This is a genomic window from Brachyspira innocens ATCC 29796 (assembly GCF_000384655.1).
Lineage (GTDB): Bacteria > Spirochaetota > Brachyspiria > Brachyspirales > Brachyspiraceae > Brachyspira > Brachyspira innocens.
Map to the genome: position 1 here is coordinate 39,489 of NZ_ARQI01000130.1, position 17,137 is coordinate 56,625.

A 17,137-nucleotide genomic window follows, 5' to 3' on the forward strand; every position below is an offset into this window, starting at 1 on the left:
ATATATTGTAATATACGGCCTTTATATATATTAAATCAATTTTAAAAGAATGTATTATTATATAAAAATGAATAATATTTATATGTTATTCAATTTATTTATGCTATTATAAATTTATTTGTATTAAAAAATGATTACTAATTAATATGAAATATATCTGATTTATAAAAATAAAGTTATAATAAATATTATTAATAGTAATTTTAAATTAATTAATAAACATCTTGTATCTTAATAATGATTTATCAATAAACTAAACTATATATCTATAATAATATTACTATAATAAATAAAAAAATAATATATTTTACGAATGTTTTTCAATTTTTACGTATTTATTATAGTAAAGTATATTATTTGGAATTTAATTATGAAAAAACTATTTTTTCTTATTTTATTAATTTTGGTTATTATATTTTCTTGTAAAAAGGTAAATATATTAAGTCCCGTTCATATTCCTCCACCTACTGCTTTCCCTTCTGAAAGTGATGAAGAAGCAAGTATACCAGATTATCCTAATCCAAGTCCTTTGCCTCTGCCTCCTGAAGAAACAGAAGAAAAACCTATAGAAATAAACCCAGAAATAGTTCAAGACGGTACAGTATTCGGCGGATTTTCAAAAAGATTTAGATATAAAAATGAATGGTATGTATTAGCTGCTAATGAATATAAATATGATCCTGATAAAAAACAATTAAACAGAACAGGAAAAGGTGCTGTATTAAAAATAACTGATGATGGAAATACAATAATCAAAATACATAGTCTGTCACCAAATGAAGATTTAAGTAAAGTTCAATATTGGACTAATCTTCATTCTCCTAAATTAATTATTGATACTGATAGAGTATATATAGAATTAACCAACAGATCATATGAAGTTCCTTATAAAGATATAACATTTGAAATAAAACCAAGTAATTTTAAAGATACATTATATGATACAGAATATTATTATGAAGTTAGAACATACAGACATAGTGTTTCTTCGGATACTCTTATTAATTGGCAGGATTTAAAAGATATTGATAAAATATATAAACTTCCAGAAACAAATTATAATAATCCTAATAACTGGCAGGGAAGAATAGGCTGTACTAGAATAGAAATAGTATTTTTTAAAGATAAATTGTATGCGTTTAATAGATGGTATTCAGTGTATGATTTAAGTCCTACAGGATACAGAGATCCTAATGATAAAATATTTACCACTTCAGATGGGTATTATTATGTTAATGATTTGAATGACTCTTCTTTAGAGTTAAAAACTTGGACAACAAATCAAAATCCGTTCGGATGCCGAGATGGTTATGATATAAAAACAGATGGAAAAAAGCTTTATGTTACAGGAGGAGTTTCAAATTGGTTCTATTATAATGCTCCTTATTGGAAATATGGAGTTAAATATTTTGATAAATCTTATGGTATATGGTCTACTGAAGATGGTAAGAATTGGGTAAAAGAAACATCGTCAGCAAATTATGATGCAGCTGATTATATAGGAGATGAAATGATAGCTATGAGTAGTTTGCCTCAAACACCTCCAACACCTTCAGAACCTTCATATACATTGCTTAACGGTAAATATTATAGAACCTTAAATCTTACCTATCCTATACCGCCTATAAAAGAAATAATGGATACCGTTGATAAATTTGAAACTAATTTTACTATTACAGAAGAACATATAAGAAAGTCTGGAAGTTATCAATTACAGGTATCTGATATTTCTCCTGATAAGGCACAGGAATCCGATTGGATCAGTATTGTACCAAATAATGATATTACTTCTTTTATAGGATGGGAAAGCGGAGGAGGATATTTGTTTACATTTAATAATAAAATAGTGCGTTTAGTAGATTATGACAGAGAGTTTAAACTTAATACTCAGTATGAAACAGCATTAAACTTATCAGAGAAATATTATGCACTTCTTATAAAGGCAAAAACTATGGAAGATTATAAAAAATATGATTATTATTTCTTGTATTATAAATCAATGTCTGATATGATTAAAATGATAAAAGATAAAGGCAATGATTATTTCCTTCCAGATAAGGCCTATACTCATTATACTTTTGAATTATAATTTGGGAATGTTTTTATGAGAAAAATTGTTTTTATATTTTTTATGATAATTTTATCAGGGATAAGTCTGTATTCTCAGTTTCCCGGACTTAATTATAATACATTTATTAATGCATATATAGAGTATACTGGAATGTATAATAATATTCCTAAAGAAACATTAGATATTTTAACCTCAAGCGAACAAATGAATAAATTATTTGATGATGGAATAAAGTCTTTTACATTTGGAGAACTCATATCAATAGCACAAAATCCAGAAAAAGTTTTGGATACTACAACTAATGAATCGGTAATATTATTGGTCGGCACCACACTTGGTTTTTTAGAGGTAGCTAATATGCAGCAGGGAACTGCGGCTATTGTACTTAATGCTTTAAAAAAGAAAACAGCTTTTAATGCTGCTTCTGGCAATAATACTGGTCTTCTTATACCTATGCATACTCCTATAGGAAGTTTTGGAATTAATTTATATAGTGATGTTCCTCTGCTTCATATTGATTATATAAAAAATCCCACAAGGACTCAAAATGATTATGAGGCTTTATCAAAGGCATTGGATATATTGCCTATACCTCATGTTAATGCCTATTTTCAGGTGAATTTAGGTCCTATACCTTTGGCTTTAACTCTTAGAGGCGGCATTTCTTTGGGATTTAAAGAGATTTACGGGGCTGTTGTTAATGATGTTGAAATAGAATCTATGGGTTGGAATATAGGAGCTTCACTCAAGGCTTATTTATTCAGAACTAAATATTTTTTTGGAGATTTAAGATTTGATTTTAATTATGATGTTGGTAATTTAAGTTTGGATGTTAGAAATAGAAATATATATGTACCTTTATATTTAGGATTTAAAGGCGGTACTGAAACGGGGGTTGTTTTTAATGGAAATGCTTTTTTAAGAAGCAAATGGAAAACTTTTGCTTTAAGTCCTAAATTGGTATTTGGATTTAAAATGCAGGAGAAAGTTCCAGTTATACAATATTTAGCTGCATATTTTTCAGTTGGGGCAGATATAACTTTTGGAAGTATGGAATCAACAGTAGGCGTAAATGGTATTGGAAGTTATGCCAATATAGTGGGACATAAGATAACAGCAAATGATTTATATATACCTAATTCCAGTGATAAACAATCTTATAAGCTTTATGATATGAGAGTGGGTTTTCATTTTGATATATTCTATCAGTCATTAGCTATTGAATACGGTATATTTACAAAGCAATTCGCTGTTTCATTTATACCTATAAACATAAGGTTTTAATAAGGCGGTATTATGAAATATATAAAAATATTTTTGATTCTAATTATTCCTTTTATTCTTACTGCCTGTTTCATACCTGAAAGAAGATTATATTTTTCTTGGAACAGACCACAGAAAATTAAAGATGCATGTGATTATGAGTTTAATGTTAATACTAATATCTCATTGATTAAAACAGACAGAGGATATTTGCTTGATACAGATAAAGAAATATATTATAGGCTTGGAGAAGAAAAGCCATACAATATAGATGATTATTATTATGTTATGAATGAAGTTATGACTTTTATGAGTAATAATAGAAATTGCATTTTGATAGTAGAAGGTCATGCTGATATTACAGGGCATGGTAATGGAGATATTAATTACAGATTATCAGAGAGAAGGGCTAGCGTTATAAGAGATGTTATACTTTCTTCAGGTTTTTTTTATAAAAGAGTTCAAATTTTTGCTTATAGTGATATAATTCCTAAATATATTACTAATATTTCACAAAATAGAAGAGTTGATTTTGTCGCTCTTAAATGTGAGAGAGAATTAAGTAATTATCTTAATTATTATAGTAATTATTACAGCAATATTACAGCTTTTAGTAGTAATATTACTGAATAATTGTTAGGAGTTATATTATGTTAAAATTATCAAAAATTGTTCTAATAAGCAGTTTATTAGTATTAGTTCAGCAAATCTCTTATGCCAAAATTGGCGGATTTGAATTGATAGTTAATGTCCCTATAGGTGCTGGTATTACTTTAGTGAATAAAAATGTATCAGTTGCTGGTAATCCTAAATTAGGCGGAAATTTTCAAATAGGGGTAGAGGCTGATATAGGGTATATGTTCCAAATAATGGATAATATGGGAGTAAGTCTTCTTGGTTCTCTTGGATATGATTTTACTGGTTTTAGTTATTCAAAAAATAATAACACTGAAAGCTATAAAAATACGGTTCATGATATTTATATAGGTTTTTATCCTAAATTCAATATAGCTGGATTTTCTATTGGTATCAATACTGGAGTGAAATTTGATGTGAGTTCAAAATTACACTATGAAACTTCATCCGCTTCTGAAAATATTAATAATAAAGTTAAGCCTAGAACATATATAAGAGGCACTTTTGATTATTCCATATTTTTCAAAGATAATATGGCGATTAATGTAGGACTTTATATAGGCTATGACTGGGGATTTGCATGGTCAGATACATATGCCAATGCTGATGTTGTGAAGAACGAAACATTTGGAAACTTAGATGTTGGTGTTCAGGTAGGATACAGATTCGGACCTAAATTTTAATTAAGATATCTTCAATAATCATATTTCTGTTTTTTATAAAGGGCATACTATTAAAAATAGCATGCCCAACTTATTTTATATAATATAAAATAAATATATTATTTTTTTATTATCTCCATACTCCAATCGGGGCCGCTTTCAACTTTATATTTATCAGAGAAATTTCCCATATTAACAGCAACAGAGAAATTAAGTTCTGAATTGAAATATGACATGTTATCGCCTTCAGCTACATCTCCGAAAGTATTAACAAGTTTAACATCGCCATTCCAAATTAAAGTATTTTTATTGTATATAGAAACATTTAGAATATCTCCAACCTGTACTCCATTGTCTAGCATTAATTGACGAGAAAGTGAAGACCATACATTTCCATACTGTACATCAAGTATAGGAATGTTGGCAAAGAATTTACCTTCTTCATATCTTGGTTTTTGATAATCTATTTTTGTTATATTAGTTCCTAATGATTTACCAACTTGTTCAAAAGTTATTTGTTTTGAAGCTAGTCTTGCTCCAGTATATACATAAACATCTCTGCCATGAAAAGTATATGATTCCTGAGAGTTGGTAAGTCTGTTTACTGCTTCATCAATCTCTCTTACTTCTTCTATACCTAAAGTTTCAGAGACAAAAGTTAAAGAGCCATTATCTGGAGTTACAAAATAATAGTTGTTAGTAGTTTTCATAACAACCGATTTTCTTTCAGTACCAACTCCGGGGTCTACAACATTAACAAATACAGTTCCTTCAGGCCAATATCTTGCAGTTTGGTCTAATCTCAAAGCAGCTTCCCATATATTAAATGCAGGTATTTCATGAGTAAGGTCATAAACTTTTAAATCTTTATCTACTGTTAAAGCTACTCCGTACATACTTGCAACAGCATTATCCTTTCTTCCAAAATCTGTTTGAAGTGCAAGCGGAGATTTATCAATTTGTTTTTGGCATGATATAAGCATAACAAATAATGATATTATTAATATATATTTTTTCATTTTGTATCCTTTTTTATTTTGTTAAAAAATTAAGGGCATAAGAATAAACTCATACCCTTGAAGTTTCTTTTTAATAATTATTTAGTTTTAGCATTTAGAGCGTCTTTTTGTCTTTTTATTCTTCTTAAAGCTCTTTTGCGTTTAACTACTTTTCTATGCTGTTTTCCCACGTTATCTCCTTTAATTTAAATTTTTATTGTATTTATATTTTATTTATTAAAATTATATTTTTCCATTAGAACCTAATACATTATTAATTTTATGCATGTATAGTTTTTTCATTTCATCACGAGCAGGTCCTAAATATTTTCTAGGATCGAATTCTTTAGGATTGTCATGGAATACTTTTCTAATAGCTGCAGTCATAGCAAGTCTTGAATCGCTATCGATATTGATTTTACAAACGGCACTTTTTGAAGCTTCTCTTAATTGTTCTTCTGGAATACCTATAGCATCATCTAATTTACCGCCGTATTCATTAATCATTTTTACATATTCTTGAGGTACACTTGAAGAACCATGTAAAACGATAGGGAATCCAGGAATTTTTTTCTCAATTTCTTTAAGAATATCTAATCTTATTTCTGGATTTTGACCTGGTTTGAATTTATAAGCACCATGACTAGTACCTATAGAAATAGCAAGAGAGTCAACGCCTGTTTTTTTAACGAAATCTTCTACTTCTTCAGGCTGAGTGTAAGTGTGATGTTCAGCAGAAACATCGTCTTCAACACCAGCAAGTACTCCCAATTCACCTTCTACAGTAACATCATATTTATGAGCATATTCAACAACACTTCTAGTAAGTTCTACGTTTTTGTTGTAATCATAATGGCTTCCGTCTATCATAACAGAAGAGAAACCATATTCAATACAGCTTTTGCAAAGTTCTAAACTGTCGCCATGGTCAAGGTGTAAAACTATAGGAACATTAACACCTAATTCTTTAGCATATTCAACAGCACCCTGAGCCATATATCTTAATAATGTTTGATTGGCATATTTTCTTGCTCCTGAAGATACTTGAATAATAACAGGGCTTTTAGTTTCTACACAAGCCTGAACTATAGCCTGAAGTTGTTCCATATTATTAAAGTTAAATGCAGGTATTGCATAACCGCCGCTTATAGCTTTTTTAAAAAGGTCTCTGCTATTAACAAGACCTAAATCTGAGAATTTAACCATATTCTTCTCCTTAATTCTTTTTAAAAATTATAAAAAATACTTATTAATAATATAGTAAAAATAATATTTTTTCAATAAAAATACTTATTTTTTATATGATTAGAATTCAAAAAAAATATTTAAAAATTAAAAATAAAATAACAGCCTACAAATTATACATGAAATAAAACTATATTATTAATTATAATTATTTTTCTATAATTTTAATAATTGCCTTATATGATTTGTTGACTATTGTTTTTATATATGTTATAATACTTCAAAATATTTGCATAAGTTTTTATTATATGCAAATATAAGTATCAATTCAAGAGGTGTTATAATGTCAAAAATTAATTATTTGGGACAGTCCTATGATTTGTCCAATGGAGAGTCCTTACTAGACTTCCTTAAACAAAATGCCAAAAAAGATTCCAAAGATGCAATAGCAGCTAAATTTAATGGAAAAGAAGTTGACCTTACATATACGCCTGAAACAGATGGCGATTTAGAATTGATACTTACAACCACCGATGAAGGGCTTGAAATATTAAGACACTCTACAAGCCATTTAATGGCTCAGGCTGTTAGAAGACTTTATCCTAATACTCAGGTTACTATAGGGCCTGCTATTAAAGATGGGTTTTATTATGACTTTGATGCAGAAAAACCTTTTACAGAAGAGGATCTTCCAAAAATAGAAGATGAAATGAAAAAAATTATCAAAGAAAATATACCTGTAGTAAGAAAAGTAATGAATAAAAATGAAGCTATAGAGTATTTTAAAAAAGCTAATGAGCCTTATAAAGTTGAGATTATAGAAGGCATAGATGCTGATACAGTATCTTTTTATGAACAGGGCGATTTTATAGATCTTTGCCGCGGTCCTCATGTTCCTTCTACAGGATATATAAAATCATACAAACTTATGTCTGTAGCTGGTAGTTATTGGAGAGGGGATTCTAATAACAAAATGCTTTCACGTATATATGGAACAGCATTTGAAAGCAAAGATGCTTTAGACAAATATCTTAAAAAACTCAAAGAAGCTAAAGAAAGAGATCATAGAAAATTAGGTAAAGAACTTAATTTATTTAGTTTTCATGAGGAAGGACCTGGTTTTCCTTTCTGGCATCCTAGAGGAATGATTATCTATAAAGCAGTAGAATCTTATATAAGAAATGAAAATGATAAACGTGGATATGTTGAAATAAAAACTCCAGCTATACTTAATGAAGAATTATGGCATAGAAGTGGACACTGGGATAATTATAAAGAAAATATGTATTTTACAGAAATTGATGAAACTAAATACGCTGTAAAACCTATGAACTGTCCGGGCGGTTTGATTGTTTATAATTCTAATATACACAGCTATAGAGATTTGCCTTTAAGAGTTGCTGAATTAGGTTTTGTTCACAGACATGAGCTTTCTGGAGCTTTGCATGGGCTTTTCAGAGTTAGAGCTTTTACTCAAGATGATGCCCATATATTCTGTACAGAAGAGCAGTTGGGTGATGAAATTATTAATACTATAGAATATTATTTATCTGTATATAAAGATTTTGGTTTCGAGAACTTTGAAATATTTGTTTCTACAAGACCAGCCAAATCAATCGGAAGCGATGAGATTTGGGAGCTTGCTACTAAATCATTAATTAATGCTTTAGATAAATTAGGTATAAACTATAAAATTAATGAAGGAGACGGAGCTTTTTATGGTCCTAAAATAGATTTTAATATTAAAGATGTTCTTGACAGAAACTGGCAATGCGGTACTTTACAAGTTGACTTCTCGCTTCCTATGAGATTTGAAATAAGCTATGAAGGTAAAGACGGAAGAAAACATACTCCAGTAATGCTTCACAGAGCTATACTTGGTTCAATGGAGCGTTTTATAGGTATATTGGTTGAGCATTATAATGGTAAGTTCCCGTTATGGCTTTCTCCTTTACAAGTAGCTGTTGTTAATGTGCTTGATGAAAAATCTCAGATTGACAGAGTTAATGAAGTGGCTAAGGCATTAAAAGATGCAGGATTCAGAGTTGAAATAGATGAAGGAAATGAAAATTTAGGTACTAAGATTAAAAAATACCGCTTGCAAAGAACTCCGTATACGGTTATAATAGGAGCCGAAGAAGTTTCTAATGGTAAATTATCTATTAGAACACGTTCTTCACAAGAAATTAAAGATATGGATTTAAATGAGTTTATAGAGAAACTCAAAAAAGAATCTAAGGAGAGAATGAATGATTCTATATTTACTACTAAATGAGGTAGATAAATAATGGCAACAGTAAAAAAAGAAGGAGAGAGAATTAATCAATTTATTACTGCCCCAGAAGTTAGAGTTGTGCGTGATGAGGGAGTAAGTCCTGGTGTAATGAGTATTAAAGATGCTCTTGCATTGGCTAAAGAGGAAGGTTCGGATTTGGTTGAAATTGTACCTACAGCAGATCCTCCTGTTTGTAAGATTATCAATTACGGTAAGTATAAATTTGATATTCAAAAGAAAAGTAAAGAAGCTAAGAAGAAACAGAAATCAGTACAGCTTAAAGAAATCAAGATGCGACCTCAGATAAGCATACATGATTATAACTTTAAAATGAAGCATATTCGTGAATTCTTAGAGGAAGGTAATAAGGTAAAAATTACTATAATGTTTAGAGGTAGGGAAATGGCTCATACTGAATTCGGCTATGACCTTATCAATAAAATTATACAGGATTTGGAAAATGAGGCTGCTACAGAAAAACCTGCTAAATTAGAAGGTAAAAATCTATCAGCAGTGCTTAATCCAGTAAAAATGAAAAAAACTTCTTCTGATTCGGAAAAAAATGAAGTTTCTGAAAATAAGGAAGAATAATTATTTTATAATTAATAGCCCACTAGCTATGCGTACTTATCATACGTATAGATTGAGCATACAGTAAATATAATTTTAAAGGATATTAGTTTATGAAACAAAAATTAAAAACAAAAAGCGGTGCAAAAAAACGTTTTAGATTCTCTAAAACAGGTAAAGTGAAATTTGCTCATGCATTTGGAAGCCACAAATTCTTAAGCAAAAGACCTGACACTAAAAGAAAGTATCGTAAAGCAAGAATAGCTGATGATACTAATATGTTAGAAATGCCAAGATTAATGCCTTACGGCAGATAATAAAAGGAGACCAGAATGAGAGCAGTTAGCGGTGTAGTAAGAAAGAAAAAAGTTAAAAAAATATTAAAGATGGCTAAAGGTTACTATGGTTCTCATAGTAAACAGATGAAACAAGCTAAAGAAGCTGTAATAAGAGGTTTAAAATACGCTTATCGTGACAGAAGACAGAAAAAAAGAATGATGAGACGTTTATGGACTTTAAGAATCAATGCAGCTTGCAGACCTTTAGGTATATCTTACAGCAAGTTTATTAATGGACTTAAAAAAGCTAATGTTATAATAGACAGAAAAGCTTTATCTAATTTGGCTATTGATGATTACAAAGCATTTGAAGCTGTAGTTGAAGTAGCTAAAAAAGCACTTGCTTAAAATAAATTAAAAAATATTTACTTATGTATAAACAGCCGTTAGTATTTATTAATTTAAATACTAACGGTTTTCTATTATCAAAAATTTATATAATTTTCTTGTTTTTTTATAAAAATATTAAAGTTAATTTCCAAGCGGCCGATAATATATTTAGTTGATTGGACTACCCCCCAATAACTATATTTGTAATAAGCCGCTTTGTTCATCCCACAAAAGCGGTTTATTTTTTTAAATTTTATTGAATAAAAAATATACCTTTTGCAATTTTGTACATTTATATGGCTAATTATCATATAATAATTATAAAATAATATTTACAATTTTAATAATTGAGTCTTTGCCGCTTACTGTGTATACTTTAGAAAATAGACTTGTTTCAAAACTAATTTTTTATAATTTTGTGGGGACTAGCCCCCACACCCCCACTTCTTTTGGACGATGTCCGCCCGTGGCGTGGCACAAAGAAGCAGGTACAGCCCGTAGTCGCGAAAGACTGCATGTTTATATACTAAAATTATAGTTTATACAACATGTAAAACATTGTATTTATAATTTTAAAATTAAATAATTTTAGTAATTAATCTAGTAAAGTAGTTTTGAAACAAGTCTAATATAATTTCTTCACTTTATAGTAAGGCATTAGGAACATCTTATATACCTAAACAAATACAGTTTGTCAAAAAATTAATTTTTTAAATTTAGAAATTTGCAGGGCTAGTCCCAAAAAATATTAAAAATATAAAAATCAATTTTTGACAAACTTAAAAATTTTAGTATAATCATTTCAATTTTATAAGTCTCAAATCAAAAGCTATCATAAACACACAAGGTAAAAATATTAATGTTATAAGTGTGGAAAATATAAGTCCATAAGCCAAACTCATAACTATAGGCACTATCAAATCAGCACGTCCTCCTATGCCATAAACTGTTGGAAGAAGGCCTCCTACTGTTGTTACTGTGGTCAAAAATATAGGAAGAAGTCTTTGAGTAGCACCTTCTACTATTGAGTTGAATGCGAATTTTTTTGGGTTGCTTAATGCTTCCGTATCAGTTTTTCCAGATTCTATGATTTTATTTATCAAGTCTATCATTATGATGCCGTCATTAACGAGAACTCCGCATAGTCCTACAATTCCTATAAAACCAATAAATGACATAGGCATGCCATGAAGATAAAATGCTATAAATACTCCTGTTAATGTAAAAGGTATTAAAAACATTATCATAAGAGGCTGAACAAATTTTTTAAACTGAAGTAATAATATTAAATATATTAAAACTATTGCTATTAAAAGTGTAACAGTAAGCCCGTCCAAAGCTCCTACTGTCTGGTCAGCTTCTCCTCCAAAACCTATTATTATACCGGGGTATCTTTGAGCAATATCTTTAAACTTATTTTGTACAGCAAACATTACTTGTATAGAAGTATTTTGTCCTTGTATCAAGTCGGCATTGATTGTAATACATCTCTGACCATTATAGTGCCTAATAGAAGATACTCCATTAGTTTCAACTATATTTGCCACATTTTTTAAATATAAAAGTCTGTTATATGTATTAGGTATAACTAGATTATTAAGTACATTAGTATCAAATATATAATTTCTGTCTAACTGTACCCTGAAGTCTAATTTATAATCAAGTTCCTGTATTGATGTTGCCACTGTTCCGCTGTATGCTGTTCTAAGTTCATTTGCAACATTAGCTACATTCATACCAAGCTGTGCTATTTCATCATAGTCAAATAATACTCTAAGTTCATTTTTACCCGCTTTGTCATCATCATAATAGTTAATTACGCCGTTTAAGCTAAGTAAATATGCTTTTACTTCATCTCTTACTTTTCTAGTCTGCTCTAGATTATTTCCTACTATTTTTATATCTACTGCTTTACCAGGGTCCATAGGAAGTTTTACTGATACCATTAAAGCATCTAATTCTTCTCTTAAACTCGTTTTTTCTAATTCTCTGTTTATATCGTCCATTATATCATAAGCTGTTTTTTTTCTTTCTGTAGATGGTATAAGATAAACAGTGATTCCTGCTAGATTTGCCGATTCTTCTGAAATATCAACTATATTTTGATTAACCTGTTTTCCCACAACACTATTAACAGCTATTAAGTTTTTAGGATCAACTGACTTGTATATAACATTCTCTATTTGTTCAACGTATTTCATAGTATTATTAATAGAGTTACCTATACCAGAGTCAATATTTATCATTATACTGTCTGAACTTGTATCATATATAAGTATAAATTTTTTAAGGCTTTCTTTAGCTAAAAAGAAAGAAAATATTAAAAGCACTATAAAAAATAAAACTACTAAATATCTGAATTTTAATAAAGTTTTTAATGCTTTATTAAAAGGATTTTTCATAGCATTAAATAATTTTTCTTTATCAAAGTCTAGAGGATTTTTTATTTTTTTAAAAAATTTAAATTTAGAGTTTTTTTTAGTTTTATCCTGTAAATTATTTGGAAGAATAAATATAGCCTGAAAAAGACTAGCAATTAAAGCTACAACTACAACTTTAGGAAAAGGTGCTATAAGTTTTCCTACAACATCTTTTGTAAGAAGCATAGGCATAAAGGCTACAACAGTAGTCATAGTAGCAACCATTATGGGGCTTACTACGTCTCTCACTGCTTCAACTGTTCCATCCAGCCCAGTTTTTCCAGCCTTTTGGAAATCGTATATGTTTTCGCATACTACTATGCTATTATCAACAACCATACCTATAACAGTAATTATACCAGCAAGTGATATTATATTAAAAGTTAAATCAGAAAAATTAATATATGAGAAAGTGATGAATATAACAACTATCATACCTATGCTTGTAAATAATGCACTTTTAAAATCCAAAAATATTATAAGCACTATTAATATGATGATAAATCCGAATATTAAATTACTCGTTGCCACATTTGTTAGAGATAATACCATTCTTGAAGTTTCACCCATAGTTGTAACTTCTATATTTTCTGGGATAAGTTTTTGATTATTTTTTAGGAAATTATTAATGTTTTCTGTAGTTTTTACTATATCAGCATTTTCTTTTTTTTGTATGCTTAGAGAATATCCTTCTAGGCTGTTTATTCTTACATATATAGACTTTTCAACAAAATCTCTATTTACTTTTGCCAAATCCTGTATTCTTACTCTTTGCCCATTAAAAGTAGAACGTACTACAACATTAGTTGCTTCTATAGGGTTTTCAAACTGCCCCATTGTTACTATTGTTTTTTCTTCTTCATCTTCTTCTAAATCTTCATAAATAGGCTTCTTAAAATCTCCGCTTGTAGCTCTTATATTTCTAGCAGAAAGAGAGTTTACTATATCAGTTAAAGAGATATAGTATTCCTGCAGTTTTTTTGGGTCAGCAAGTATTTTTATTTCAGGGTCTGTTCTTCCCTGCACAGTTATATCAGCAACCCCATCAACATATTTTAATTGTCTTTCAAGTTCTTTACTAAAATCATATAAAACTTTTTCATCTCCTTCAAATCCTTTTTTAAAATGAACTCCTATTTTATAAATAGATGTAAGTTTTGGGTTTATATCTGTTATTTCTATGGTTTCAACTTCTTCTGCCATATCTGGAACACTTTGCATCTTTCTGAAAATATCGTCTTTAGCTTTGCTTGTATCTATCTCCATATCAAGCTGTACAAATATTATAGCAGCATTTTCTGTTATTATGGATGTAAACTCATCTATTCCAGATATAGTTCTTAATTGGTCTTCTATTTGTATAACAGCATTTTGTTCTACATCTAAAGGAGAAGCACCTGGATATACAACTTGCAAAATCATTAATTCTAAATCTGTAGATGGAAATGATTCTTTATCTATATTGTAATATGAGTATAAACCTATCATAATAGAGACAAATATGATAATGTTTACAAGCATTCTGTTACTTGCAAAGAAGTATATTAATTGTTTCATATGTTTTATCCTAAAATATATATATTATAGTATAGCAAATTTTTATATAAATTTATCTATATAATAAAAAATATTATATAATAATTTATTTTAAATTTACACAAACATCAATATTTATGAAATATAGTATTAATTTGTACTAATTAATAGACATAAATATTATAGTGTTCATTATAATCATATTTATCACAAATTTTTTTATGATTATTATTTATTATTGTTATATTAACAGTTTACATTTTGTAATATTATAATATAATAATTATTATTGATAATATTGTTAATTGAATTAGTAATATTATTTTTTTTGTTTAGATTAGGAAGCTAACGTATGAAAAATAGTTCAAATAAAAATAATGCTAGAGTAAAAAAAACAAAAAAAATACTTGAAGATTCACTAGGTCTTTTACTAGAAGAAAAGCCTTTTGAAGATATTAGAGTAATTGATATTTGTGCAAAAGCTAATATGCACAGAAGTACTTTTTACACTTATTATAATGATAAATATGAACTATTAAAATCAAAGTTAGATGAATATGAAGCCAAGTTTTTGGAAGACCTCAATAGATACAAAATAGAAAATAAATTAAAAGATGAACATATTGATATAATGGAGAAAATACTTCAATATTTTTATCTTAATAGGAAATATTTAAAGATAATATTTCAAAATAATAAAGACGGAAGTATTACTAAGATATTGAGAGAATATTTAGCCTCTTATGTAATTGAGGGTATAAAGGATTTTAAAACAATAAGACCAGATAAAGAAAATGTTGTAAGAATAATGGGTAGTTTTTATTCAGGAGCTTTTATATCTGTTCTTACTGATTGGATTTTAAATGACTGTTTTATATCTGTAGAAGATTTGGCTGTGTATATTTCTGATATTATCATGCAGAGAGTATTTTCTGAATAAAATATAAATCTAATTAATAATATATAATTCTATTAATCTTTTAAATACTTAAATTATTATATATAAAACTAAACATGTTTTGTATAAATTAATCAAGTTTTATAATTATTTAATCTGCAATGAAATAAATATTAAAATATGTTATTGAAAAAAAATGCGGTTGTCGATAATATAAAAAATAAAATAAATTTTTTACTTTTATATACTTAATTTGATTTATTTATATATAAAGAATAGGAGATATTTATATTATGAAGAAAATAATTATCTTGATATCATTGTTTGTACTTTGTTTTAATTTATTAAATGCACAAAATATAACTAAAGATAGTGATTATTCAAAGAATTGGGCTAATTTCATATTTAGAAAAACAATAGACATGAGAGGTGCTTTATATGAGGGAAGACCTGGAGGTGATTTAGAATTAGTATCTGGAAGATCTCCTCTTTTTTTGATTAAAATGTATAAATTTATGGGAGCAAGATCTGATACACATGCATATTATACTCATCAGGTTCCTATATCTATGTTTTATGATAATGCACCAGCTTTGGGCGTTAATCTTGTAGAAGGTTATTCTATAGAGGGCGGCAAAATAATGAGATATTCAAAATATATAAGAAGCTATCAGGGCAAATTGGATTCATGGAAAAAATCTAATTCTGTTTATACTAATGAGAGATGGGTGGCAAATTCTGATGCTGATTGGGGATCATACCCAGTACCTCAGCCTGAAGATGTGAATTGGGCAGAGGGAGAATATGCAGGAGAATTGTATTAAATTATAATGCAGTATGTTTTTTATTATATTAGTTATATTATTAGTTCTTATAGTTTTATTTTTTATTAATCATAAAAGTGTAATATCTTATGATAATGCTTGGGTTAGATTAGTTCAGAATAAGACAGTTAAAGATGCTGATAAAAGCTATTTATTTAAAGAAGATGCTCAATTAATTATAGGCGGCAAAAAAAAAATAGATTTTATAAAAGCAAAATATGATAATATGGCCGTTTACAGTAATACTGATTATTTAAATAAATTTATGTTAGTTTTTTCTGGATATCCTTCTGTAAAAGTAACTTTTATGGAAGGATATATTGTTGAAAATAATAAATTATATTATACCTATGCTTATAAATCTTCATATTATACTAAGCTCAATAACTGGATGAAAATTAACGGGGTTTTTCAGTCTAAAGAAGTATGGGTGGCCAAAAAAAATATAAAGTGGTCTGCATTTCCGTATCCTACTGCCTCTGATATTAATTGGGAAAAAAAGGCTATGATAGGCAGTTTATCATAAAATATATAAAAATTATAACTGATATGAAAGTTTACTTATTATACCTTTTTGTGAATATATGAAAAGTTAGGAGATAATTTTTTTATTAATTTTAAAAATCTATATATTACAATATTACGGTATATCTTGTTATTATAAGTTATATTGACTAAAAATTTTTATTTGTCATACTTAAAATAAATTTACAAAAGGAGAAATTATGAGTTTAAATATAGATGATAAAGGTAAAGTTAAAGTTGTTAGTTTGGCTGGAAAACTAGATGTTAATTTATCTGTATCTATAGAAGCTGAGTTAGAGCAGTTAGTTGAATCTGGAAGCCATTTTCTAATATTAGAGCTATCAGGAATTGAATATTTAAGTTCAAGCGGTATTAGAGTATTTATTTCTATAATGAGAAAAATTAAAGATAAAAATGGAAGATTAGTATTAGCCTGTGTACCAGATATTATTAAAAAAATATTAAAAACAGTTGAATTAGAAGATTTGTTTGAAGTTTATGAGTCAGTAGATGATGCAGTAGCTTCATTCTAATTTTTTTTACATTGATTTTTATTTGTATTTTTTGTATAATGCTTGTATAAGTTGTATAATTAATTTTATACTA

Annotated in this window: 15 protein-coding genes; 12 read left to right on the plus strand and 3 right to left on the minus strand. The window is 28.1% G+C overall.

What is annotated here, in order from left to right:
* Positions 1 to 370 precede the first annotated feature (370 nt).
* The 4 genes from F811_RS0114780 to F811_RS0114795 are packed head-to-tail and all read left to right on the plus strand — an operon-like array spanning position 371 to position 4,653.
* Positions 371 to 2,089: a hypothetical protein gene (locus F811_RS0114780; protein ID WP_020006008.1), complete on the plus strand. Its 1,719-nt coding sequence runs from the start codon at positions 371 to 373 to the stop codon at positions 2,087 to 2,089.
* A 15-nt stretch (positions 2,090 to 2,104) separates the two neighbouring features.
* Positions 2,105 to 3,355 (plus strand): hypothetical protein, encoded by a 1,251-nt coding sequence (locus tag F811_RS0114785; protein ID WP_020006009.1) that lies wholly within the window; start codon positions 2,105 to 2,107, stop codon positions 3,353 to 3,355.
* 12 nt (positions 3,356 to 3,367) lie between these two features.
* Positions 3,368 to 3,967, plus strand: coding sequence for an OmpA family protein (locus F811_RS0114790; RefSeq protein ID WP_020006010.1), 600 nt, complete (start codon positions 3,368 to 3,370; stop codon positions 3,965 to 3,967).
* Between the two features lie 17 nt (positions 3,968 to 3,984).
* Positions 3,985 to 4,653, plus strand: a complete 669-nt coding sequence (locus tag F811_RS0114795) for a hypothetical protein (RefSeq protein WP_020006011.1) — start codon at positions 3,985 to 3,987, stop codon at positions 4,651 to 4,653.
* A 98-nt stretch (positions 4,654 to 4,751) separates the two neighbouring features.
* On the opposite strand, the gene F811_RS0114800 is transcribed toward F811_RS0114795, so the two are convergent.
* The gene (locus F811_RS0114800; RefSeq protein WP_020006012.1) at positions 4,752 to 5,651 is read right to left on the minus strand and encodes an SAM hydrolase/SAM-dependent halogenase family protein; all 900 of its coding nucleotides are present in this window, start codon (positions 5,649 to 5,651) and stop codon (positions 4,752 to 4,754) included.
* Positions 5,652 to 5,873: 222 nt separating this feature from the next.
* Entirely contained in the window at positions 5,874 to 6,836 is a 963-nt protein-coding gene (locus F811_RS0114810) for a class II fructose-bisphosphate aldolase (RefSeq protein WP_008725933.1), read from the minus strand.
* A 322-nt stretch (positions 6,837 to 7,158) separates the two neighbouring features.
* Here F811_RS0114810 and thrS point away from each other — a divergent pair, with 322 nt between their 5' ends.
* The 4 genes from thrS (at position 7,159) to rplT (ending at position 10,346) form a co-directional block, all read left to right on the plus strand.
* A complete protein-coding gene (gene thrS / locus F811_RS0114815) occupies positions 7,159 to 9,090 on the plus strand; it encodes a threonine--tRNA ligase (RefSeq protein ID WP_020006014.1) in 1,932 nt (643 codons plus the stop codon).
* Between the two features lie 12 nt (positions 9,091 to 9,102).
* Positions 9,103 to 9,681 carry a translation initiation factor IF-3 gene (infC, locus tag F811_RS0114820; protein WP_020006015.1) on the plus strand — a complete coding sequence of 193 codons (579 nt, stop codon included), beginning with the start codon at positions 9,103 to 9,105 and terminating at the stop codon, positions 9,679 to 9,681.
* A gap of 92 nt (positions 9,682 to 9,773) precedes the next feature.
* A complete protein-coding gene (gene rpmI, locus F811_RS0114825) occupies positions 9,774 to 9,977 on the plus strand; it encodes a 50S ribosomal protein L35 (protein WP_008725923.1) in 204 nt (67 codons plus the stop codon).
* 15 nt (positions 9,978 to 9,992) lie between these two features.
* Positions 9,993 to 10,346, plus strand: coding sequence for a 50S ribosomal protein L20 (gene rplT / locus F811_RS0114830; protein ID WP_008725909.1), 354 nt, complete (start codon positions 9,993 to 9,995; stop codon positions 10,344 to 10,346).
* A gap of 779 nt (positions 10,347 to 11,125) precedes the next feature.
* Here rplT and F811_RS0114835 read toward each other — a convergent pair.
* Positions 11,126 to 14,305, minus strand: coding sequence for an efflux RND transporter permease subunit (locus tag F811_RS0114835; protein ID WP_020006016.1), 3,180 nt, complete (start codon positions 14,303 to 14,305; stop codon positions 11,126 to 11,128).
* Positions 14,306 to 14,636: 331 nt separating this feature from the next.
* Here F811_RS0114835 and F811_RS0114840 point away from each other — a divergent pair, with 331 nt between their 5' ends.
* The 4 genes from F811_RS0114840 (at position 14,637) to F811_RS0114855 (ending at position 17,064) form a co-directional block, all read left to right on the plus strand.
* The gene (locus F811_RS0114840; protein ID WP_020006017.1) at positions 14,637 to 15,224 is read left to right on the plus strand and encodes a TetR/AcrR family transcriptional regulator C-terminal domain-containing protein; all 588 of its coding nucleotides are present in this window, start codon (positions 14,637 to 14,639) and stop codon (positions 15,222 to 15,224) included.
* A gap of 251 nt (positions 15,225 to 15,475) precedes the next feature.
* Complete coding sequence (locus tag F811_RS0114845) at positions 15,476 to 16,006, plus strand: hypothetical protein (protein ID WP_020006018.1); 531 nt, start codon at positions 15,476 to 15,478, stop codon at positions 16,004 to 16,006.
* A 13-nt stretch (positions 16,007 to 16,019) separates the two neighbouring features.
* The gene (locus F811_RS0114850) at positions 16,020 to 16,532 is read left to right on the plus strand and encodes a hypothetical protein (protein WP_020006019.1); all 513 of its coding nucleotides are present in this window, start codon (positions 16,020 to 16,022) and stop codon (positions 16,530 to 16,532) included.
* A gap of 199 nt (positions 16,533 to 16,731) precedes the next feature.
* A complete protein-coding gene (locus tag F811_RS0114855) occupies positions 16,732 to 17,064 on the plus strand; it encodes an STAS domain-containing protein (RefSeq protein WP_020006020.1) in 333 nt (110 codons plus the stop codon).
* Positions 17,065 to 17,137: the final 73 nt, after the last annotated feature.